This window comes from Bradyrhizobium tropiciagri (assembly GCF_001189845.1).
Lineage (GTDB): Bacteria > Pseudomonadota > Alphaproteobacteria > Rhizobiales > Xanthobacteraceae > Bradyrhizobium > Bradyrhizobium tropiciagri.
The window spans coordinates 205,984-227,808 of sequence record NZ_LFLZ01000004.1; the positions used below are offsets into that span (position 1 = coordinate 205,984).

Annotated in this window: 19 protein-coding genes and 1 pseudogene; 16 read left to right on the forward strand and 4 right to left on the reverse strand. The window is 60.2% G+C overall.

All coding sequences use genetic code 11. From position 1 onward, the window contains the following. Positions 1-34 precede the first annotated feature (34 nt). From AKN84_RS05615 to hemA, 14 genes and pseudogenes are all read left to right on the forward strand, one after another. A complete protein-coding gene (locus AKN84_RS05615) occupies positions 35-1,399 on the forward strand; it encodes a CaiB/BaiF CoA transferase family protein (protein WP_128970470.1) in 1,365 nt (454 codons plus the stop codon). Then, positions 1,344-2,552: an acyl-CoA dehydrogenase family protein gene (locus tag AKN84_RS05620; protein ID WP_050419759.1), complete on the forward strand. Its 1,209-nt coding sequence runs from the start codon at positions 1,344-1,346 to the stop codon at positions 2,550-2,552. The genes AKN84_RS05615 and AKN84_RS05620 overlap by 56 nt, the downstream gene beginning before the upstream one ends. Before the next feature lie 156 nt (positions 2,553-2,708). Further along, entirely contained in the window at positions 2,709-3,695 is a 987-nt protein-coding gene (locus tag AKN84_RS05625) for a 3-hydroxyacyl-CoA dehydrogenase NAD-binding domain-containing protein (RefSeq protein WP_050419760.1), read from the forward strand. A 232-nt stretch (positions 3,696-3,927) separates the two neighbouring features. Further along, complete coding sequence (locus AKN84_RS05630) at positions 3,928-4,320, forward strand: EthD family reductase (RefSeq protein ID WP_128970471.1); 393 nt, start codon at positions 3,928-3,930, stop codon at positions 4,318-4,320. A gap of 4 nt (positions 4,321-4,324) precedes the next feature. Then, positions 4,325-4,501, forward strand: coding sequence for a hypothetical protein (locus AKN84_RS47190; protein WP_157863254.1), 177 nt, complete (start codon positions 4,325-4,327; stop codon positions 4,499-4,501). Positions 4,502-4,528: 27 nt separating this feature from the next. Continuing rightward, the gene (locus tag AKN84_RS05635; RefSeq protein ID WP_050419761.1) at positions 4,529-5,827 is read left to right on the forward strand and encodes a cytochrome c; all 1,299 of its coding nucleotides are present in this window, start codon (positions 4,529-4,531) and stop codon (positions 5,825-5,827) included. A 17-nt stretch (positions 5,828-5,844) separates the two neighbouring features. Continuing rightward, positions 5,845-6,312, forward strand: a complete 468-nt coding sequence (locus AKN84_RS05640) for a (2Fe-2S)-binding protein (protein WP_050419762.1) — start codon at positions 5,845-5,847, stop codon at positions 6,310-6,312. Further along, positions 6,305-8,563, forward strand: a complete 2,259-nt coding sequence (locus AKN84_RS05645) for a xanthine dehydrogenase family protein molybdopterin-binding subunit (protein WP_050419763.1) — start codon at positions 6,305-6,307, stop codon at positions 8,561-8,563. The genes AKN84_RS05640 and AKN84_RS05645 overlap by 8 nt, the downstream gene beginning before the upstream one ends. A gap of 30 nt (positions 8,564-8,593) precedes the next feature. After that, entirely contained in the window at positions 8,594-9,076 is a 483-nt protein-coding gene (locus tag AKN84_RS05650) for a hypothetical protein (RefSeq protein ID WP_050419764.1), read from the forward strand. Between the two features lie 32 nt (positions 9,077-9,108). Continuing rightward, positions 9,109-10,308, forward strand: coding sequence for an HlyD family secretion protein (locus AKN84_RS05655; protein ID WP_050419765.1), 1,200 nt, complete (start codon positions 9,109-9,111; stop codon positions 10,306-10,308). Between the two features lie 235 nt (positions 10,309-10,543). After that, positions 10,544-10,849 (forward strand): hypothetical protein, encoded by a 306-nt coding sequence (locus tag AKN84_RS05660; RefSeq protein WP_128970472.1) that lies wholly within the window; start codon positions 10,544-10,546, stop codon positions 10,847-10,849. A gap of 186 nt (positions 10,850-11,035) precedes the next feature. Beyond that, positions 11,036-11,221, forward strand: coding sequence for a DUF6894 family protein (locus AKN84_RS44635; RefSeq protein WP_430649887.1), 186 nt, complete (start codon positions 11,036-11,038; stop codon positions 11,219-11,221). A gap of 89 nt (positions 11,222-11,310) precedes the next feature. Then, positions 11,311-11,522: pseudogene (locus AKN84_RS50275) on the forward strand (hypothetical protein). Between the two features lie 498 nt (positions 11,523-12,020). After that, positions 12,021-13,250: a 5-aminolevulinate synthase gene (hemA, locus tag AKN84_RS05670; protein WP_050419768.1), complete on the forward strand. Its 1,230-nt coding sequence runs from the start codon at positions 12,021-12,023 to the stop codon at positions 13,248-13,250. Positions 13,251-14,436: 1,186 nt separating this feature from the next. On the opposite strand, the gene AKN84_RS05675 is transcribed toward hemA, so the two are convergent. The 3 genes from AKN84_RS05675 to AKN84_RS05685 form a co-directional block, all read right to left on the reverse strand. Next, positions 14,437-15,648 carry an MFS transporter gene (locus AKN84_RS05675; protein WP_244484939.1) on the reverse strand — a complete coding sequence of 404 codons (1,212 nt, stop codon included), beginning with the start codon at positions 15,646-15,648 and terminating at the stop codon, positions 14,437-14,439. 111 nt (positions 15,649-15,759) lie between these two features. After that, entirely contained in the window at positions 15,760-16,113 is a 354-nt protein-coding gene (locus AKN84_RS05680; protein ID WP_128970473.1) for a putative quinol monooxygenase, read from the reverse strand. A 32-nt stretch (positions 16,114-16,145) separates the two neighbouring features. Beyond that, positions 16,146-16,724 carry a TetR/AcrR family transcriptional regulator gene (locus AKN84_RS05685; protein ID WP_050419771.1) on the reverse strand — a complete coding sequence of 193 codons (579 nt, stop codon included), beginning with the start codon at positions 16,722-16,724 and terminating at the stop codon, positions 16,146-16,148. 213 nt (positions 16,725-16,937) lie between these two features. Here AKN84_RS05685 and AKN84_RS05690 point away from each other — a divergent pair, with 213 nt between their 5' ends. Beyond that, a complete protein-coding gene (locus tag AKN84_RS05690) occupies positions 16,938-18,050 on the forward strand; it encodes an efflux RND transporter periplasmic adaptor subunit (RefSeq protein WP_050419807.1) in 1,113 nt (370 codons plus the stop codon). Then, entirely contained in the window at positions 18,047-21,157 is a 3,111-nt protein-coding gene (locus tag AKN84_RS05695) for an efflux RND transporter permease subunit (RefSeq protein WP_050419772.1), read from the forward strand. The genes AKN84_RS05690 and AKN84_RS05695 overlap by 4 nt, the downstream gene beginning before the upstream one ends. Here AKN84_RS05695 and AKN84_RS44650 read toward each other — a convergent pair. Then, positions 21,131-21,457, reverse strand: coding sequence for a hypothetical protein (locus AKN84_RS44650; protein ID WP_128970474.1), 327 nt, complete (start codon positions 21,455-21,457; stop codon positions 21,131-21,133). The genes AKN84_RS05695 and AKN84_RS44650 overlap by 27 nt on opposite strands. Positions 21,458-21,825 lie beyond the last annotated feature (368 nt).

Genomic DNA, 21,825 nt, shown 5'->3' on the forward strand with positions numbered 1-21,825 from the left:
TGAGAATGCGGCCCGATTGATGAAAGGCGCCTCGATGAAATCCATCTTGCCGAACACACTGTTCGATGACCGCCCGTTATTTTCGGGACTTCGGGTTCTCGATATCGCCAGCTTTATCGCCGGCCCCTCCGCTACGACCGTGCTGTCGGACTTTGGTGCCGAAGTGGTCAAGGTTGAGGCTCCCGGGATTGGAGATCCATATCGGCAGACGTATCTGAGCCCACCGAATCCGTCCTCGAACGAGAACTACGCTTGGCAGCTCACCAACCGCAACAAGCGAAGCTTGGTCGTTGATTTGAAGAGTCCGCACGCAGTGGAGGTCTTGGCCCGGCTGATCAGATGGGCTGATGTCCTGGTGACAAACTTTCCTCCGCGGGTGCGACGGCGGCTGAGATTGAGTTATGAAGATGTCTCGCCGCTGAATCCGCGTCTCGTCTATGCAGATATCACCGGATACGGCGAATTGGGACCGGAGGCAGATAAGCCTGGATTCGATACGACAGCTTATTGGGCGCGCTCGGGCCTGATGCATGTCACGCGCGAAGCGTCCGGTCCCCCGGTTCTGCCGGTGCCAGGCATTGGCGATCATGCTACTTCGATTTCGGTCTACGCGGGCATCGTGAGTGGGCTGTACCGACGTGAACTGACGGGTAAAGGATGCAATGTCCAGACTTCTTTGATAGCCAACGGAGTCTGGGCGAGTGCCATGTGGCTACAGGCTGCGCTGCAGAACGCGGAGTTCAGCGGCGAAATAGACCGACGTCGCCCACCGAACGCGCTCTTCAATAGTTACCGAAGCCAGGACGGTCGCTGGATACTGCTTGCGTTCGTGCGGGAGGACAAGAACTGGCCCACATTCGCGAGCGCGATTGAGCGCCCCGACCTACTCGTCGACCCGCGTTTTGTCGATTCGGTGGTCCGTCACACTCACTCCGGCGCTTTGGTGACCGAGCTCGATCATGTGTTCGGCGCGTATCCCCTCGCGCATTGGAAGTCAGTTCTCGATGCGGCTCAGCTTCCCTATGGAGTGGTACAAGTTTGGGAAGAAATCGTGAAGGACCCGCAATTGCTGGCCAACCAGATCCTCGTTCCGGTCGCGGGCGGCACCGGCAACTTGAGAATGACCGTCGACAGCCCTTTGGTCATCATGGAGTCACCGAAGGTCGCGCCTCACTTGGCCCCGGAGCTCGGCGAACACACCTTCGAAATACTGCAGGAACTAGGCTTCGAAGCGGCGCAGGTCGACGATTTACTTGCCCGCGGCGTTATCCCGCAGTTGGCATCTCGAACGCGCAGTCACAGGAAGCAAACGAGCATTTCAGAACTTCAGAAAGGAGCGAGTCATGTTGACGATAACCGAACCGATCGCAGCGGGAAAGCCGATATTCCATTGGGATGACCCACTGCGACTGGACTTGCAGCTCACCAGTGCAGAGAAGGAAGTTCAACAAAAAGCTTCCAAGTACGCGCAGGAAACTCTTCTTCCTCGCGTACTCGAAGCCCACAGGACGGAGAACTATGAGGGCATCCCGTCGCTAGTGAGGGAATTGGGTCAAAACAGCTTCTTGGGCATCAATCTGCACGGCTATGGTTTCCGTGGGCTGAACCATGTGGCCTACGGTCTTGTATCTCGTGAGCTCGAGCGGGTCGATTCGGCATATCGAACCGTCTATAGCGTTCAGTCCAGTCTTGCGACGGAAGCGATCTACCTCAACGGCTCGGATGAGCAGAAGGAAAAATACCTTCCGGGATTAGCGAAAGGGGAACTGATCGCGTGTTTCGGCTTGACTGAGCCAAATCACGGCTCCGATCCCGGATCGATGGAAACTAGGGCGACCAAAGTGTTTGGCGGCTATCAGCTCAATGGCCATAAGAAGTGGATCGGCCTCGCAACCATGGCAGATCTTCTTGTGACGTGGGCTAGAGATGAAGAGGGGATTGTCCGTGGTTTCATCGTCGAAAAGGGTACGCCCGGGCTGAGCGTGGAAAACATACGTGGGAAGTTTTGCCTGCGCGCCGCTCCAACCTGCGAATTCAGAATGGACAAGGCATTTGTTCCCGAGGCAAATATGCTTCCTAAAGCAAGGGGACTGTCGGCTCCGTTCATGTCCTTGAACAAGGCGCGATTTAGTATCGCTTGGGGAGTCATCGGCGCGGCCGAGGCATGCTGGCAGATTGCGAGAGAGTACGTGTTGGAACGGAGACAGTTTCATCGACCGTTGGCCGCAAACCAGCTCATTCAACGGAAGCTGGCCGATATGGAAACGCAAATCGCGTTGATGTCGCAGGCCTGTCTGAGAGTCGCAAGACTATTGGACGAAGGGCAGTGTGCGCATGAAGCAATCAGCCTTGTCAAACGCCACTGCGCCAAGACGGCACTGGAGATCGCCTTGACGGCGCGAGACATGCTCGGGGCGAACGGCATCGTCGATGAGCATCATGTCATTCGGCATGTGCTGAATTTGATGGCTGTAAACACCTATGAGGGCACTGACGATATCCACGCGTTGATCCTCGGGCGCGCTCAAACCGGGATATCCGCCTTTAGCTGAGCCTAGCGGACCGGTTCGTCAACAGGTGCTGCAACGACGTGGAAGGACGCGTCGGATGACTTGGCGCGTTCAGAAGTGCTGCGCGAAAGCGGGCGCGAGTCTGCGGGACGCGCGAGCGCATGGAATGGATGATCCAAATCAACGAGGAACGATACGATGTCGCAGAACAAGGAAGTTCGAAAGATAACGATCGTTGGCACGGGAGCCATTGGCGCAAGCTGGGCGGCGCTGTACCTGGCCCGCGGCTTCAACGTCGTTGCGACCGATCCGGCGCCCAATGCGGAAACCGACCTGCGTCGGTTCATCGATGCCGCTTGGAAGGCGCTCAAGGTACTTGGGCTTTCGCCGAATGCGTCGCAAGATCATCTTGAATTCAAGCGCGACATTAAGCTTGCGCTCAAGGACACGGACTTTGTCCAGGAGAGCGGCCCTGAGCGCCAGGATTTCAAGATAAAGCTTTTTGCAGATATCGATCTGGCTACTCCCCCGACCTCGATTATAGCATCGAGTTCATCCGGGCTGACTATGAGTATCATCCAGTCCGCGTGTAAGCACCCCGAACGCTGCGTGATAGGCCATCCCTTCAACCCTCCGCACATGATTCCTTTGGTCGAGGTCGTCGCGGGCGAAAAGACCTCGCCAGAAACTGTGCAGCGAGCGCTCTCGTTTTACAGATCGATCGGCAAGAAGGCCATTCACGTTCGAAAGGAAATGGTCGGACATGTCGCCAACCGTATCCAAGGCGCGCTGTATCGTGAGGTCGTCTATCTGATCGAACAGGGTGTGCTGGACGTCGCTGATGCCGATGCCGCTGTGTGTTGGGGCCCGGGACTGCGCTGGGGCGTAATGGGGCCAAATCTGCTGTTCCACCTCGGTGGTGGCCGAGGCGGCATTGAGCATTTCCTGGAGCACCTCTCCGGTCCGATCTCGACATGGTGGAAAGACCTCGGGAAGATCACCGATTTTAGCCCTCAGATCAAACGAACAATCATCGATGGGGCGCTCAAGGAAGCTGGTGGGCGCTCCATAGAGGAACTGGAACAGGAACGCGACGCGATGCTGTTGCAATTGCTTGCCGCGCGCGCAAAGGCCGAATGGGTGGCGGAGCCGGATCTGTCTGAGCCTGTCGAGCCCGCGACGTGAGCACGAAGGGAATGACGGAGAAGACGCCATCGTCGGCGCACGGAGGACCAGGATGCGCTCCCCTTTGGCTCTAGGCCTGCTGATCATCCTATGCACTTCTGCAAACGCCGAAACGGCGCGTCACTTCCGCCACAGCCACCGTGTAACCATTCAGTCCAGCCAAGGCATGTGCGTCCCTCCGAGCTGTTACGCAGCGCGGGAGCTTCCGTATGACAATCTCCAGGAGAACGCGATGATCAAAGTTAGCGTCATGTACTCGAACAAACCGGGTGCGCGGTTCGACCACGATTACTACCGCACCAAACACCTGCCGCTCATCAAGAGCAGGATGGGTGCGACCTTGAAGTACTACGCCATCGACAAAGGCCTTGCGGACCGGGACGGAAGAGCTCCGGGCGCATATGTCGCCATGTGCCACCTGTTGTGTGACTCGCTTGACGAGTACCAGTCGTCGTTTGGACCGCATGCCCACGAGATCGACGGAGATATACGTAACTTCACTGATGTGACGCCGATCATTCAGATCAGTGAGGTGGTGGTCGAGAACTCTGCAAGGGCGAGAACGATGCACCGCGTCGAACCTCGATCGGTCGAGGCTCGTTCTCACAACGATCCGATCAGGTGATCCGATGAAAAGAATCATCGCACTTCTGTCTGCATTCAGCATGCCGGCGCAGGCAAATGTATCACTCGTGCCACATGTGCATCCGCATGGAATGAGCATGTTGCCGGGGATCGACGCCGTCGGATGCGCGCTGCTCGTCGTTGCGTTGATTGCCTATTGGCGATTCGTGCGCGTGCCCTAAACGCGAGCAAGGCTTCAGGAGATCGTCGTGTTCAAGAAGTTGGTCTTTGCCGTCGTCGCGCTCGGCAGCCTCGGACTCGCAGGCTTCGGTTTGTTGGCATGGCAGCCTGCCATTGCCCCGGTCGCGCCTCCCGCGACGGTAAGCTTTGCGCCGGAGCTGGTCGCAAAGGGTGAAGCTCTTGCGGGCGGTGGCTATTGCGCGGCCTGTCACACGCGGAAGGGTGGGGAGAGGTTCGCCGGCGGCTACGCGATGGAAACCCCCTTTGGCGTCATCTATTCGACCAACATCACGCCCGATCCGGAGACCGGCATCGGCACTTGGTCGGAGGCGGCCTTCGCGCGCGCGATGCAGAAGGGCGTTTCACGCGACGGCTCGCATCTCCTTCCGGTGTTCTCCTACGACCATTTCACCAAGCTCTCCGATGATGACGTGCGTGCGCTCTACGCCTACTTCATGACCAGAGCTCCGGTTCCTACCGAGCGGCAGCCGAACGGCATCCCGTTTCCATTCAACATCCGCTACCTGCAGGCGGGATGGAAGCTGTTGTATTTCCGGGCTGGTCGCTTCGAACCGGACGTCAGCAAGAGTTCGGAGTGGAATCGCGGCGCTTATCTCGCGCAGGGCTTGAGCCACTGCGGTGCCTGCCATACGCCGCGCAACCTGCTTGGCGCGGAGAAGTCCGGCAACGCTTATGGCGGCTCCGTGATTGACAACTGGGTCGCGCCGCCACTCACGGCCGCAAATCCCGCGCCAACACCCTGGACGCAGGAAGAGCTCTACGACTACCTGCGCACGGGCGCCAGCAAGGTACACGGGACCGCCGCCGGGCCGATGTTCCCCGTCGTGCAGGGATTGGGCGCGCTGCCCGACTCCGACATCCGTGCGCTCGCGACCTATTTTGCCGATGTCGACAAGGCTGCGGACCGGCTGCCCTACGTCTCCGGCGCGGTCAGCCTTGCCATGTCCAGCACCTTGGCCAAGGAGGGCGCGCCGTCCGACCCCGACGCGCGGCTCTACATCGCGGCTTGCGCGTCCTGCCATTACAATGCCACCAACGCGCCGCTTGCGGCCCGGCCAGACCTGTCGCTCAACAGCGCCGTGCATCTTGCCGATCCAAATAACTTGGTCCAGGTCATTCTGCGCGGCATCAGCGCCAAGGAAGGAATGCCCGGTGTCGTCATGCCTGCCTTTGGCAGCGCACTCAGCGATGCCGACGTTGTTCGCATCGCCGCGTATTTGCGGCGAACACGCACGGACCTACCGCCCTGGCCAGACCTCGCCGCGAAGATCGCTGCGATCCGGCGCCAGTACGACGCAGCAAAATAATCCATTGGAGATCGAGCATGACGTCGTTTCATATCAATGGCCGCCTGGTGATGGTGGATGCAGAAGATGACATGCCCCTGTTGTGGGCGATCCGTGACGCGATCGGCCTGACCGGCACCAAGTTTGGCTGCGGCATCGGCATGTGCGGCGCCTGCACGGTTCATGTCGGCGGCCGACCGACTCGCTCCTGTGTAACGCCGCTCGCGAGCGTCGCCGGCGCCGAGGTCACGACCATTGAGGGGCTTGAAGGAAAGCACCCGCTCCAGACGGCCTGGGCCGATCATCAGGTTCCTCAATGCGGCTACTGCCAGTCGGGCCAGATCATGCAGGCCGCGTCACTCATCAAGGACTTTCCCGCGCCAACCGATGAGGACATCGACGCCGTCATGGCCGGCAATCTGTGCCGCTGCATGGCCTATGTGCGCATCCGCAACGCGATCAAGCAAGCCGCCACCCAGGCCCGGAAGGTTGCCGCCGATGAGTAAGCTCAAGAATCAATCCACGCTTTCGCGCCGCGCGTTTCTGATCGGCTCGGCTGGAACCGCAATCGCGTTCGGATTCGCGCAGACGGGAGCCATCGCCGACGAGACGAGCCCGTTTGAACCCACAATCTGGTATAGCATCGACCGTAGCGGCATCGTGACAGTGAATATCACTCGGGCGGAAATGGGTCAGCACATCGGCACAGCCCTCGCCCGCATCCTCGCTGACGAGCTCGAAGTCAACTGGAGGAACATTCGTCTCTCGGCCGTCGATACCGATCCAAAGTGGGGCATCATGGTGACGGGTGGCAGCCGCTCGGTATCGGACGATTTCCCGGTCTACAGTCGCGCTGGTGCCGCCGGCCGGATTGCGCTCATCGAGGCCGGCGCCAAGCTGCTGGGCTCGAGCCCTTCCAGATGCTTCGCGCGCCACGGAGCCGTGTTCGCCGCAAATCGATCCATCTCTTACGGTGAGATCGTCAGGCGCGGCGGCCCCGCGCGCAAATTCATGCCCAACGAGCTGGCTGAGCTGCCGATCAAGCTGGCCTCGGAGCGGCGCCTCATCGGACAGAAGGCCGACGCGCTGGACATTCCAGCAAAGATCAATGGCACCGCGCGTTACGGTATCGATGCGTCCGTGTCAGGCATGGTCTACGCGCGGCCAAAGATTCCTCCGACTCGCAATGATTCGGTCGTCCGCTCCGTTGACGATTCCGCCGCCAGGCAGGTCAAAGGATATCTCACCAGCCTCGTGCTGGAGGACCCGTCCAACACGGTGCCCGGATGGGTGGTCGTATGCGCGACATCCTATCCGGCGGCGATCCGTGCCGCCGATCTCGTCAAAGTCGATTGGACCTCGGGCTCTGCGACCGAGGTCTCCGAACAGAATATCCTCGACCACGGTGCGACGCAGATCGCATCATCAAGCGGCGGTGCGCTCGTGGTCGACGACCCAGGTGTCGATACCGCCTTTGAAGCGGCCGGATCTGTTCTCGAGCGGACATACACCACCGGCAGCGTCCTGCATGCCCAGCTCGAACCCGTGAACGCTCTCGCGTTAGAGAAGGATGGCCGGTTCGAGATCCACACCGGCAGTCAATGGCAAAGTCTGGTCCTGCCCGTGCTCGCCGATGCGCTCCGTCTACCGCAAGAGCGCATCGTCATGCGCACCTATCCGATGGGCGGAGGGTTCGGGCGCAGGCTCAACGGCGATTATGCGGTTCCCGCGGCGCTGGCGTCCAAGGCGCTCGGCAGACCGGTGAAGCTGGTGCTGACGCGCCCCGACGACATGCGCTTCGACTCGTTTCGCTCGCCATCGATCCAGACGCTGCGGCTGGCATTCGACGCTCAGGGAAAGGTGACAGCGATGGAGCATCATGCGTCAGCCGGCTGGCCGAGCGCCATCGTGGCGCCAGCCATCATGCGCAAGACGCGCGACGGAACGCCATATGATCAGGACGCCATTGACGGCGCCGACCATTGGTACAACGTGGGCGCGCAGCGCGTGCGCGCGCTCTCAAACACGCTCGCCAATAGCGCATTTCGTCCTGGCTATCTGCGCTCCGTCGGGCCCGGATGGACGAACTGGGCCGTCGAGACGTTTATGGATGAAGCGGCGCGGATGGCCCAGGTGGACCCCGTCACGTTCCGGGTCGAGCTGTTGGACGGCGCCGGCCGCAATGCAGGGACGGCACCCAATGCGATTGGTGGCGCAAAACGCCAGGCAGCAGTGCTGAAGCGAGCAGCGGAAAAAGCCGGGTGGGGTACTGTCATGCCCAAGGACACGGGGCTGGGTGTTGCCACCACATTTGGCCAAGAGCGCGAAATGCCCACATGGGGCGCTTGCGTCGCGCGGGTACACGTCGATCGATCCAGTGGCGCCATTGCAGTGGAGAAGCTTACCATCGTTGTAGACGCAGGGACCATCGTCCATCCAGACGGTGCGCTCGCTCAGGTGGAAGGCGGTGCCCTCTGGGGCCTGAGCATGGCGCTCCACGAGGGAACCGAGTTCGTCAAAGGCCAGGTCAAGGACACGAATTTCGACAGCTACACGCCCCTGCGCATCGGTGACGTGCCGGATCTGGACATCGAATTCATCAACAGCATCGAGGCTCCGGTCGGTCTCGGCGAGCCCGCTACAACGGTCGTCGCCCCGGCCATCGGCAATGCCATTTTTGCCGCAACCGGGATTCGCCTGCGCCACCTGCCAATCCGGCCAGCCGCCGTGCTCGCGGCACTCGCGTCGCAAAGATGAATGCAACATTCCCGACGATTCCTGAGTGGCATGCGAAGCGAAATTGAAAATATGGACGCTAACGGCATGAATTGGGGTGTGGGGCCGTATACTCACTACCAGGCGATCTACGACAAGGATGTCGAGGGGTCGACTGACAGCACAAGGGAACAGCAAATGACGACCCTAGCTAAACCTTGCTTCGGCTACTGGGCCGCGTACTACATCAACCGCGATGGAGGCTGGAGCGTCGCATGCGACGCGCTCGGGCGCGTCATCCGGTGCGAGACCGAGAAATTAGCGCTCTCGGTTGCACGCTATCGCCGTCGTCGCCTCCAGCCGTTGCCGTGCCGACTTTCAACGCGCGCTGGGTTAGTGTTCGCCTTCGCGAGTGATAATGGGCTGCCCATCCTCAAGGTCGAGGATTGGAACGGGCCTGCCGGTCCATCCGCAATCAGCGCAACGCGGTCGTTCGCGGAGTGCGCCGGGTACGGCGGCGTTTCAAGTCCTGAAGGACTTGGACCGCCACAATGAGGCCATCAACTCGATCCATCGGGCGCTCAGCCATGACCGAGACCATTAGTGCTGAGGCCTTTCAGCGAGATGAGGTGCAGGCACTCGCAGCGCACTCGTCGCCGAGTGTTAGTGACGCATCGCCTCGCCAAGCCGATGAGATCGACGACGTCGCGCGAAGGGTATCGGAGACCTATTCGAGCAACAAACCGATCGTCTCGTCCTTCGGAAAGTCCGTGGTGCAGCAGCGAGACGGCGCCTTGCGAACCGTGCGATTTCTGTTGCGCAGGGTGGCTACAGCCGGGATCGCAGTCGTTGGGGTGCTGATTGCTCTCGTCGCTTGGGACCAGTATAACGCCGGGCCTTGGACACGCGACGCGCGTGTGCGGGTTCAAGTTGCAAGCGTAGCGCCGGAAATCTCCGGCAAAATCACCGAATTGCGAATCGTGGACAATCAATTCGTTCATAAGGGGGACATACTGTACGTCATCGAGCCCTTCGATTTCGACGTCGCGCTGCGCACGAACAAGGCGGTTTTGCAACAAAGAATGGCCGACCTCAACGTGAAGGAGTTGCAGTCTGAGCGTCGGCGGCGCTTGTCGGATTTGGCGAGCAGCACTGAGGAGAAGCAGGTTTACGAGGGTAGTGCGCTGCAGGCAAAAGCTGCCGTCGATTCGGCGCAGCAGCAGGTGCGTCAGGCCGAGATCAACCTGCGACGCACTGAGGTGCGCAGCTCGGTGAACGGAATTGTCACGAACCTCCTGCTGCGGGAGGGGGATTACGCGCATCAGGGCGCGACCACCGTTTCCATCATCGACACGGACAGCTATTGGATCGACGGCTATTTCGAGGAGACCAAGCTGGCCCGCTTGTGCGTGGCTGACCGTACCGAGGCCAAGCTGATGGGTTACTCGGCGCCGATCATGGGGCACATCGCAACGGTGACGCGTGGCGTCAGCGTATCTAACGCAGCGGCTTCCACACAGGGGCTGCCTAACGTCGATCCGGTTTATACCTGGGTACGCTTGGCGCAGCGCGTGCCGGTCCGGATCGCGATCGACAACGTGCCGCCTGGCGTGCCGCTGGTGTCGGGCTTGACCGCAACTGTCACGATCAGGGACGGTAAGGAAGGGAAGAGCGGAACGCTCTTGGATAGAGTTCGCGCAGAGCTCGAGACGAGCTTCTTAGGATTGACCGGCCAAGCTTCCGCGCGGCCAGGCTGCATTCCCAGCCCTTCGTCTTTGTCGCCGTAGAAGGCGGGCTACGAGCTAGAGGCGCAGATCGCGTCCGCTGTCGGCGGAGCATTGTGCCGCCAACCCGTTATATGGCCGGTGGCCCCACTGCCGCATCCAAACCGTCACCTACCTTTCTAAGCGAAGGTTTATGTTGCGCAACCACAGCCGTACTCGGAACGACTCGCGTGCAATAGAAGATGGAGACGCAGAAAGTTTACTCTCCTCGTACCAGCTCGCTTTGTGGAGTTACCTCATGAGGAGAATCTCTGTTCTCATCGCTTCTGCCGCCCTACACGCGTCCACGATTCCCTCGCTCGCGGCTGAGTGCACGAACAAGGACATCGATGCCTTTTGCACGCGCTGGCCAACGGAACAAAGCCAACCAGTCGACGCCGAGGACAAAGGGAAGAGTTGTCGGGCCTACGCGGCGTCATTCTATGAGTCAGTGATGTTGCGGAAGGTCGCAGCCAGCCGCGTCGACGGCGCGAGGGTATTGGCCGCGCTCGATTCCGTGATTGACGCTTTCAACGACCTGTTAGCGGCGAAGTGCGGCAGCTGAGCTTCACAACTGCTCAACCAATAACGGTCCGCGAGTGTGCAAATGATCCTGTTTCCCCTTATGACCACGTGGATGTGGTTCCAAATTTTCACGGCATCACCTCTTCTGTCTTTCGTACCGCGCCGTCGAGGACAGCAGCAACGCTGAGATCTCACGGCTGCACGTCTCATTTGAAGGAGGCTGGAGGTGACCCAGGACTATTTCCACCGCTTTAATACGAAGAAGGTGTTCGTCGACCACCGGGGCGCTGTGGTGGACGACCTCGCCGAGGCGCGCGATCACGCGACCCGTGTGGTGCAATCCTTCACCAACGAGCGTAACCTTGAGGATTGGCGACTGGGTCCTGCATGTCAGCGACGATCAGAGCGATGAGCTCTCTTCGTGGTGCCCTTCACTTTTGTACTCGGCAAGTCGCATTGAAAATCGACTTGTTCGCAATACAGCAACAAAGGAGCCTTCTTATGATCCAGTTAGTCGCCGTGCTCTGCAGCCTCTCTCCACGCCGGCGGATTGCCACAAGCAGGCGGTCACGACGTCTGACTTCGCTAACGTCTCGATGCAGTCCTGCATGATGGGAGCACCGCAGCTTGCCGACTGGAGGAGAAAGCATCCGGCCGAGCGACTTGCGGGATGGCGCTGTGAGTTCGGCAAGCGGTCGGGCAGGGGAGCTTAGGGTGGAAATCAGGTTGGCAGCCTGCTGGACTGAGCTGGATTGTCGTGCTGAACTCACCTGGACGAGCCTTTGCTCGTGGCTGCCCCTTATATCATCGGTATATTTGGGCCGCTTGGGCTGTTCTGGCCTTCGGTAACGCCGTGGCGGGTGCTCGATATCAGCACTCTAATGCTCGTGCGTACCACTTAAGAGAAGACCAAAACTGTGCGGCATTGCGACTGACTTAACCAGATTCTCATTCGCCACGATTTGCTGAGATTCGCATTGCTTCACTCGCACCGATGCTTGTTGTCGGATACCAATTTGCTCCGCGGATGCAGACAGCATCGCAAGAGCTTGCCCCGGCGCCCCTCCCTCGCCGTGGCTCCCCGCGGCCGGTCCTGTCCCCCGAGGACCGGCCGCGCCCTTCTGCCGTGAACGGATCGACGGCGGCGATTGCGTCGAGGTCTAACTCGATGAGTGTGGAAGCACCAAGAAAACGGAAAGGAGATTTGCCTCATGATCTATGATAATTTCTTTTCCGCTGCGCTTGTCCGGCTTCACGCCGAACGGCGCTACCGCGTGTTTGCCGATATCGAGCGCATTGCCGGTCGTTTCCCGTACGCAATTTGGCATTCGCCGGACGGCCCGCGCCCGGTGGTGATCTGGTGCTCGAACGACTACCTCGGTATGGGCCAGCACCCAAAGGTGATCGGTGCGATGGTCGAAACCGCCACTCGCATGGGCGCCGGCGCCGGCGGCACCCGCAACATTTCCGGCACCAGTCACCCGCTGGTCGAGTTGGAGCGCGAGCTCGCCGACCTGCACGGCAAGGAGACCGCCCTGGTCTTTACCTCGGGGTACGTGTCGAACGAGACCGGCATCGCGACCATCGCCAAGCTGCTTCCAAACTGCGTGATCTTCGCGGACGCCTTGAACCACAATTCGATGATCGAGGGCGTGCAGCGCGCCGGCGTTGAAAAGAAGATCTGGTGCCACAACGACGTGAGTCATCTCGAAGATCTGCTGGCGGCCGCGGCGCCCGACCGCCCGAAGCTGATCGTGTTCGAGGCGCTCTACTCGATGGACGGCGACGTCGCGCCGGTCAACCGCATTTGCGATCTCGCTGAGCGCTACGGCGCCATGACCTATATCGACGAGGTCCATTCGGCCGGCATGTACGGGCCACGCGGGGCCGGCATCGCGGCGCGGGAAGGGGCCCTGCACCGCATCGACGTGGTCGAAGGCACGCTGGCGAAGGCATTCGGATGCCTGGGTGGCTACATCGCGGGCAGCGTCGACGTCATCGACGCGGTGCGTTCCTATGCGCCGGGATTCATCTTTACCACCGCGCTTCCGCCGGCGATCTGCGCCGCCGCTACCGCGGCGATCCGGCACCTCAAGACTTCGCAATGGGAGCGCGACCGACACCAGAACCGCGCGGCACGGGTCAAGGCCGTGCTCAATGCTGCCGGCCTGCCAGTGATGCCGAGCGAGACGCATATTGTGCCGGTCATGGTGGGCGATCCGGAGAAGTGTAAGGAAGCGAGCGATCTCCTGCTTGCCGAGTACGGCATCTATGTCCAGCCGATCAACTATCCGACCGTCCCGCGCGGGACCGAACGGCTGCGCATTACGCCGACGCCATATCACGATTACGTGCTGATCGACGTGCTCGCAGAAGCGCTGGTCGATGTGTGGGGGCGACTTGGATTGCCACGGCGACACAACGCGCTCGCCGCAGAGTGAGCGCATTGCACGGCGCCGAGGCAACCGCACCCTTGTGCTCGGGCTACCTTCACTTCCTTGCCTGCGCGCCATATGGAGGTTCGCTCGGGTTACGACGGCGCTACTGCCGATGATGAGTAGGCGTCTGAGCGTGCGTTCGCCCATTTTGGAGGTTGCACCGAGCTTCTGCTTGCCGCCTGTGTTCGATCATTACGCTGATTCTGTCGCCAGTATCACGCGAGCCAGCTCTAAGGGATTCTCGACGGCGGAGAGTAGCGACGAACAGGGGCGCCCTTAAAGGCGAATAGTTGGAGACATGTTTCTCTCTCTCCGCCATTTACGCGATTTTGTACGCCAAACTTACGATTTTGGCGCGAGGTCGCCGGCTTCAGATCGTTAGTTGTTCCGAATGCACGCCAACGGCCAAGGCATAACAAAGACCTCATGACACTTTGAAGATCTTCGCACCCGCAACTTCCGATCGGTGGCAGAACGACAACCCGGAGCCTGTCGCAACTAATCGGAGGCGCCGCTAAAGTGAAAGATGCTCATCAAGAAGTCCGAGAAGAGTTCGCATGGCGGATCCAGTCATTTTTGGGCGGAAAGCGGACGTTCGCTTTCAGGTTCCCAGCGAAGCATGGAACCGACAATTTCGCCGTAGCTCAATTGGTGGGTTTTGGTCTACGAAGGTCGAAAATGCCTTCTCTTTCAATGAGGATTGACTGACACTCTCTCCGCCACGCTACGCCACAGCTCTCCGCTGTATCCGATTGTTTGAATTTGCCGCTAAACCACCGAAGAATTCCGCGGTCTCGCGCCAATTCTTCGCGAACGCTGTAGTGTTTTCGCCGTGGGTTAGGAGGACGGTTCTTCCGCTACTACGCTCCTCTCCTCTACGCGGCGTCTGCGCGCGCCGGCGACCTCCGCTCAGGATTCACCTTGACTGATTATTGACCACCCTTGAGCTACGCAGCTTGCGCACGTATCAGCGACGCCTGAACATCTCGACGGTCGGGGGCCGCGGTCCGCTATTTTTGCACGACGTCTGGTCGATCGGCAAGCTTGCCTGGGTCCACCGGCCGGCGCGGCACATGCATGGCGCGGCTGAATCGAACGACGTGGGGAGTCAGGGGAAAATTTGTTCGTCGTTTCGCCCACGATACCCACCGTGCTTGGGCTCCTGGAGCTTCCAGCATGGCGGACGCGGTCAAATCTCAAGCGCCTGTATTTTTCGGACGGAACGGCGGTTTAGCCTTTCCGTCGTGACGGTCGCAAACCAGGCGAGCAGAGCGACGGCGGTGGCCGCCACAGGGATTCCTGCGAGTTCATAACCGGTCGCGAGGACTTCGCCGCCGATCCAAGCGCCAAGGGCTATGCCAATGTTGAACGCGGAAATATTCAACGTGGAAACCAGATTTGGTGCCTGTTTTCCGAAGCGCATGACGTTTACTTGCGACGCAGGAATTGCCGCGAAGGTCGTAACGCCCCAGAAGAACCAATTGATTTCCGATGGGATCAACGAAGAACTCGTCCAGCGCAGGGCAACGGAGACGATGGCGATCGCGATTGCGATACGCGCAAGCGCGCGCCCAACATTCCAATCGGCCAATCGGCCTCCAATGAAATTGCCGATGGTTAATCCTATGCCGACCGAGAGGAGGTTGAGCGTCACGGCGTTCGGAGTAACGCCTGAAAGATTCTCCATCATCGGGACGATATATGTGAATAGGGGAAAGGCGCATCCAGTAAACAAGACGGTGGTGCCTAACGCGGCCCAGATGCGCAGATCCGTGAGGGCGCGAAACTCAGTTACGAAATCAGCACGCTCTTCATCGTGCCTCACGGGAAGCAAGGTCGCGAGCCCTACGAACGCCGCAATGCCGAAAGCCGAGATGGCCCAAAATGGCATGCGCCAGCCCGCCCAATTCCCGAGAGCGGTACCAAGCGGCACCCCTGCGACGTTGGCGAGGGTCAGCCCTGCGAACATCGTCGCTATCGCCGATGCTTTTCGGTGTTCAGGAACGAGGCTCGCCGCCAGCACGGCTCCGATGCCAAAGAACGAACCTTGACCCATCGCGGTGACGACGCGAGCCACAATTAGAAACCCGTACGCCGATGAAAGCGCGCACAGCGCGTTGCCTAGTACAAACACGCCCATCAACGTGATTAAAGCGCGCTTTCGGGGAAGACGCGCCGAGACCAGTGCCATGGCTGGACCGCCAATAGCAATTCCAAGAGCGTAGGCGGTGACGATCCAACCAGCCGCGGGGATCGAAACGTAAAGATCGTGCGCCACCTCCGGCAACAGCCCCATGATGACGAACTCTGATGTACCAAGTGCGAAGGTGCTTAGCGTCAAGATGAGGACTGCAACCGGCATCCGGTTATGTTCAGAGGTGGGAGTTGTTTTTTTGGTCACGGCAAGTCCTCATCGGCATCGAGGCCGATCTTTGATTTCGAACAACTGGAAATTCGGCTGCTTACGACGCTGCGCGGCTATCTCGCGCCAACCATCACAACTCGAGTGTGCTCAACCGGGAGAGCCGGCCATGAGCGGCCAGACCTCGATCACTGGCGGCTCGCTGACAAGCGTGGCGAGCAAATCCAGGTCTCCTGTCGACCTGCGCCACTGAAAATAGGCGTCAGCGTCCTTACGCGACGCAAACATATCGATGAACAACAGCCGTGTCGGGATTTCTGCCTGCCGTACAGCCTTAGCGGACTTTACCCCGTCAAACGCCAGGAGGGGCGCAAGGCTCCGGAAATATTCGAGCTGAGTGCGGATTGTATGCAAGAGGAGCAACGCAAGTCCGCTGCCGGTCTTTTGAAAACGTACGCTTAGCTTGTCGGATATTTTCAGCAAACTTGGTTTGAGTTCGGTCACGCTGAGTTCTCTGTGCTCTGAGGGGGCGATCTTCAAGCGGCAGCGGCTTCGCGAATGTGTTCGACGGCCGCATTCTGAAAGGCCTGCGCGAGATCCGGGTCGTTGACGGCGCGCGATAGCGTCATGGCGCCGACCATTGTCGACAGAACGACCATGGCCTTCCTGTTGGAATCCTCGCCGTCGGTCTTGGGAAGCAAGGGGCCGAGGACTTCGAGATACGCCTTGATGCCCTCTTCGAACGCAGCTTTCACGCCGGGCCCCTGCCTGGCGGCGTCAGAGCCGAGCGCCACGACGGGGCAGCCGTCCAGTTTTTCTTCGCGATGGCCCGCACTCAGATAGGACGCGATCACCGCGCCAAGCGGATCATCAGGATTCTCCGCGATCGCGGAGGACCAGCGTTGGGAGGCGCTCTCCAATGCGCGTCTGGACGCCTGTGCCGCCAAATCCTCCTTGGACTCGAACTGCTTGTAGAAGGCACCTTGGGTTAGCCCGGCCCCCTCCATCAGATCCTTGAGCCCGATGCCATCAAAGCCGCGCTCCCTGAAGAGGCGGCTGGCCACGTTGATCACGGTCTGGCGGTTCTCCGCAGCCTGAATGCGACTCACTCGCATCTTGGACCTCCATTTGGATTTCGTTCGAACTCTATATCTCAGATAGCGTTCGAATGCAATCTATCAAGTTGCTTGGTCGGATTTACCGTCCCGAAGGGCCGAAATGGCCGGTTTTCGGCGATCACATTCTCGTTAGGGTACTATTTTAGATTTCGAACGAAATCTAATTTGATTATAGAGTTCGAACGAAATCTAAATGGCGTGGAGACGGCGATGAAAAAGAACAGACTTGTGGTCTTGGCAGGCGTCCTTGTCGCGGCGTCCGGAGCAGCCGTCTTCGCTACTCTCGCCATTCCTGCTCATGAAGCCTCGGCAGCGCGTGACCCGAGGCAGGAGCCGCCCGTGGTCAGCTTGGTGAGCGCCGCGCGGGTGAGCGGATCCGAACGCGGCTTCACAGGTACGATCGGCGCGAGGGTCGAAAGCAATCTTGGCTTTCGCGTCGCCGGCAAGATAGTCGAGCGGCTCGTGAATGTTGGTGAGCAGGTCAAAGCCGGGCAGCCGCTGATGCGGGTCGACGAAACCGACCTCCGCCTTGCGCTTGCGGCGAAGCGCAACGCGGTTGCCGCGGCGCGCGCAACAGTCGTTCAGACGGAAGCTGATGAGCGACGATACGCCAACCTGGTCAACGACGGATGGACTCCCAAACAGCGCTACGAGCAGGCGAAGGCCGCGTCGGATACAGCCAACGCACAACTCGCTGCGGCGGAAGCCGAGGCCAAGGTGGCCGAGAACCAGGCGACATATTCTGTCCTGGTGGCGGATGCGGACGGAACGGTCATGCAAACGCTTGGTGAGCCAGGACAAGTTGTCTCTGCCGGCCAGACAGTTGTCAGGCTTGCCCAGGCTGGTCCCCGCGAAGCGGTGGTCGCGCTTCCTGAAACAATCCGGCCGGCGATCGGCTCGGTGGCCGAGGCGAGCCTGTATGGGAGCGATGGACAGCACTATGCGGCGCATCTTCGGCAGTTGTCGGATTCCGCCGATGCCCAGATCAGGACCTATGAGGCCCGCTACGTGCTCGACGGCGAGGCTGCGGCGGCACCGCTTGGCGCGACCGTCACCATTCGGCTTGCAAGCCGGGAGACTCACCCGGAGGTCCAGGTGCCGCTGGGAGCCGTGCTGGATGACGGCCGGAAGACCGGTGTTTGGGTTTTCGACAGCGCTACCTCGACCGTGCGCTTTCAGCCGATCAAGCTTGTGCGCGTGAGCAGCGAAACCGCCGTGATCTCTGGGCTGAGCTCTGGTGATCGGGTTGTTTCGCTCGGCGCTCATCTCCTGCAGGAGGGTGTTCGCGTCAGGGCCGCCTCTCAAAACAGGAGCAGCTCATGAGCTTCAATCTTTCCGCGATCGCCGTGCGCGAACGGGCTGTCACCCTGTTCTTCATCCTCCTGCTGGCCGCCGCCGGCGCTTATGCATTCTTTGTGCTTGGGCGCGCGGAGGACCCCAAATTCACCATCAAGACCCTGACGGTCACCACGGTATGGCCGGGCGCGACTGCGCGCGAGATGCAGGACCTCGTTGCTGAACCCCTGGAGAAGCGGCTCCAGGAGTTGACCTGGTACGACCGGGTCGAGACGACGACGCGGCCGGGTTATGCGTATCTGACCGTCACGCTGAAGGACAGCACACCGCCATCCGTCGTCCAGGAGGAGTTTTATCAGGCCCGCAAGAAGCTCGGGGATGAAGCCCGCAACCTGCCATCTGGCGTGCTCGGCCCCTTCGTCAACGACGAATATTCGGACGTGAGCTTCGCTCTCTATGCCCTCAAGGCCAAGGGCATGCCGATGCGCGAGCTCTCCAGGAAGGCCGAGGTGATCCGCCAGGAACTCCTGCATGTGCCCGGCGTCAAGAAGATCAACATCCTCGGCGAACGTCCTGAGCAGATATTCGTTGAGTTTTCCTTTGCCAAATTGGCGACCCTCGGCGTGTCGGCACAGGATATTGTGGCCGCCTTGCAGCGGCAGAACACCGTCACGCCGGCAGGCTCGATCGACACCAAGGGCCCGCAAGTCTTCATCCGGCTCGACGGCGCCTATGACAGTGTCCAGGCGATCGCCGACACGCCAATCGTCGCTGGCGGGCGAACGCTCAAGCTCTCCGACATTGCCGAGGTCCGCCGCGGCTACGAGGATCCGCCCACCTACATCATCCGACACCAGGGTGAGCCAACAATCATGCTCGCGGCGGTCATGCAGGAGGGCTGGAATGGTCTGGCGCTAGGCAGGAAGCTGGAAGAGAGATCCGCAGCGATCGCACGGACGCTGCCGCTCGGGATGACGCTCGAAAAGGTGACTGATCAGGCCGTCAACATCACCTCGGCGGTTGATGAATTCATGATGAAGTTTGCGATGGCGCTCAGCGTGGTACTGCTGGTGAGCCTGCTCAGCCTCGGTTGGCGCGTCGGCATGGTCGTGGCGGCTGCCGTCCCTCTGACGCTTGCCGCCGTGTTCCTCATCATGCTGGAAACAGGCCGATTCTTCGACCGCATCACGCTCGGCGCTCTCATCCTGGCGCTTGGCCTTCTCGTCGACGACGCGATCATCGCCATCGAGGTCATGGTGGTCAAAATGGAAGAGGGCATGGACCGCATCAAGGCGGCGGCCTATGCCTGGAGCCACACCGCGGCGCCGATGCTGTCAGGAACACTCGTGACGGTCGCCGGCTTTCTGCCCGTAGGCTTCGCGCGCTCGTCGGCCGGCGAATATGCCGGCAACATTTTCTGGGTCCTCGGGTTCGCTCTCATCGTCTCGTGGATCGTTGCGGTAGTCTTTACGCCCTATCTTGGCGTCAAGATGCTGCCCGCGATCAAACCGATTGAGGGCGGTCACCATGCGATCTACGACACGCCAAACTATCGGCGCTTACGGCGGCTTATCACCTTCGCCGTGCGCCACAAATTCTTGACCGTAGGCATCGTCGCCATCGCGTTCGCGCTCTCCGGCGCGGGAATGGGCGCCCTCAAACAGCAATTCTTCCCGACATCCGACCGCCCCGAAGTGCTGGTGGAGGTTCGCCTGCCGGAAGGCACCAGCATTGAGACGACGACCGCCGCTGTCGAGAAACTCGAAGGTTGGCTGCACGATCAGCCTGAGGCAAAGATCGTCACCAGCTATGTCGGTCAGGGCGCTCCTCGCTTCTTCATTGCGATGGCGCCGGAACTGCCTGATCCTGCCTTCGCCAAGATCGTCGTGCTGACGCCCGACGCGGAGGCGCGCGAAGCCTTGAAGCACCGGCTCCGAGAGGCGGTGTCACAAGGGCTGGCGCCTGAGGCCTATGTCCGCGTCACCCAGATTGTGTTCGGACCCTACACACCGTTCCCGGTGGAGTTTCGGGTCATGGGGCCCAACCCCGCGCAATTGTACGCGATCTCTGACAAGGCTCTCGATATCATGCGTGGCGTTCCCGATGTGCGGCAGGCGAATCGCGACTGGGGTAATCGCACGCCCGTGCTCCGCTTTATTCCGGATCAGGACCGACTGAACCTCATCGGCCTTTCGCCAGCCGAGGTGGGCCGGCAACTTCAGTTCCTTCTCACGGGCATCACGGTAACGCAGGTCCGCGAGGACATCCGCAACGTTCCCATTGTGGCACGTAGCGCCGGCGGAGAGCGGCTGGATCCGACGCGTCTGGCCGATTTCTCGTTGATGAGCCGGGACGGCCGCTCGATTCCGCTCGACCAGGTCGGCCATTCCGAAGTCCGACTTGAAGAGCCGATTCTGAAGCGTCGCGATCGTACGCCCGTCATTACGATCCGCTCGGACATCAATGAGGCGACGCAGCCTCCAGAGGTCTCCAAGGAAATCAAGACAGCCCTTGAGCCGCTGATCGCATCTCTTCCTGCCGGCTATCGCATCGAAATGGGGGGATCGATCGAAGAGGCTGGCAAAGCGAATTCCGCGCTTTTTCTGGTCTTCCCTGCCATGATCGCCGCCACGCTGATCGTCATCATGCTACAGGTGCGGTCGTTCTCAACAATGGCTCTGGTCGTGCTGACGGCACCGCTCGGCCTTGTGGGCGTCGTGCCCATGTTGCTGACGTTCAACCAGCCTTTCGGATTTAATGCCATTCTTGGTCTGATCGGGCTGGCCGGCATCCTGATGCGCAATACGCTGATCCTGACCGAACAGATCAAGGAGAATCGAGCTGCGGGTCTTGACGATTATCACGCCGTGATCGAGGCCACGGTACAACGCACGAGGCCCGTGATCCTGACCGCGCTGGCCGCCGTGCTGGCCTTCATTCCCCTCACGCACTCCGTCTTCTGGGGATCGATGGCCTACACCCTGATCGGCGGCACGGCGGTCGGCACGGTGCTGATCCTGCTGTTCCTTCCTGCGCTTTATGCTGCGTGGTTTCGGATCAAGCCAACTGCAGATCGGGTCCATCACAATTCGGCGGAGCAGCCGGAGTTACGACCAGCATTGGCTGCCGAATAAAGCTCGCTCAATTCGATGTACCGTCCGGTCCAAAACGGGAAAAGATTCCGGCGCGCGTGAGAATCCTGGAAGCGGCGGAGAAACAATTTCGTCGCGTGGGTTATCCAGCCACGCTTCGAGCCATCTAGCATTCTTGCGGAAGAGCGCCGCGCGATCCGGATCCTCCGCAAAGATGTGCTTCAGCGATTGGGCCGCGGCCGATTCCGGAAACATGACTGCCTCTCTGGAAAGATCGGCGTGCAGGCCGAATTCGTGAACAAGGTGCGAGATGTCGCCATCGGTCAGGTCGCCGAGATGCATGACGGGTTCCTTCGCGGTGTCATGACAGAGCGCCCAACCGGGCCGAGTTCGCGCCCTCTCATAGTCCAGGACTCCGCGTAGAACAGCGAGGGCGATTCTGATCCCATCAGATAGACTCGGGATTCCCGACCGGTTGCGTCTTCGACGTGAAGACCCGCCGTGCCTTCGTCGAAAGTGGCCTTGAAGGCGGTGCCACCCACTTCAACTTCGTGAAAAACGTACTTCTTGAGCGTTTTTCCATAGAGATGATGCCTCTGCATACTCGATTTGACCCCCTCGGTTTTTTCGCGCCCAAAGATCGGCGAAAAATCGAGGGGAAATTCGTTAGTCGCGTCAGGGGTTTGGAAAACCGAGTCGTTTTCAAAGCG

What these genes read in the sequence shown, in the direction of transcription:
- AKN84_RS05615 (WP_128970470.1), top strand. Translation starts at nt 35, where the DNA reads ATGAAATCCATCTTGCCGAACACACTGTTCGATGACCGCCCGTTATTT.
- AKN84_RS05620 (WP_050419759.1), top strand. Translation starts at nt 1,344, where the DNA reads ATGTTGACGATAACCGAACCGATCGCAGCGGGAAAGCCGATATTCCAT.
- AKN84_RS05625 (WP_050419760.1), top strand. Translation starts at nt 2,709, where the DNA reads ATGTCGCAGAACAAGGAAGTTCGAAAGATAACGATCGTTGGCACGGGA.
- AKN84_RS05630 (WP_128970471.1), top strand. Translation starts at nt 3,928, where the DNA reads ATGATCAAAGTTAGCGTCATGTACTCGAACAAACCGGGTGCGCGGTTC.
- AKN84_RS47190 (WP_157863254.1), top strand. Translation starts at nt 4,325, where the DNA reads ATGAAAAGAATCATCGCACTTCTGTCTGCATTCAGCATGCCGGCGCAG.
- AKN84_RS05640 (WP_050419762.1), top strand. Translation starts at nt 5,845, where the DNA reads ATGACGTCGTTTCATATCAATGGCCGCCTGGTGATGGTGGATGCAGAA.
- AKN84_RS05645 (WP_050419763.1), top strand. Translation starts at nt 6,305, where the DNA reads ATGAGTAAGCTCAAGAATCAATCCACGCTTTCGCGCCGCGCGTTTCTG.
- AKN84_RS05650 (WP_050419764.1), top strand. Translation starts at nt 8,594, where the DNA reads ATGCGAAGCGAAATTGAAAATATGGACGCTAACGGCATGAATTGGGGT.
- AKN84_RS05655 (WP_050419765.1), top strand. Translation starts at nt 9,109, where the DNA reads ATGACCGAGACCATTAGTGCTGAGGCCTTTCAGCGAGATGAGGTGCAG.
- AKN84_RS05660 (WP_128970472.1), top strand. Translation starts at nt 10,544, where the DNA reads ATGAGGAGAATCTCTGTTCTCATCGCTTCTGCCGCCCTACACGCGTCC.
- hemA (WP_050419768.1), top strand. Translation starts at nt 12,021, where the DNA reads ATGATCTATGATAATTTCTTTTCCGCTGCGCTTGTCCGGCTTCACGCC.
- AKN84_RS05685 (WP_050419771.1), bottom strand. Translation starts at nt 16,724, where the DNA reads ATGCGAGTGAGTCGCATTCAGGCTGCGGAGAACCGCCAGACCGTGATC.
- AKN84_RS05690 (WP_050419807.1), top strand. Translation starts at nt 16,938, where the DNA reads ATGAAAAAGAACAGACTTGTGGTCTTGGCAGGCGTCCTTGTCGCGGCG.
- AKN84_RS05695 (WP_050419772.1), top strand. Translation starts at nt 18,047, where the DNA reads ATGAGCTTCAATCTTTCCGCGATCGCCGTGCGCGAACGGGCTGTCACC.
- AKN84_RS44650 (WP_128970474.1), bottom strand. Translation starts at nt 21,457, where the DNA reads ATGCATCTCGGCGACCTGACCGATGGCGACATCTCGCACCTTGTTCAC.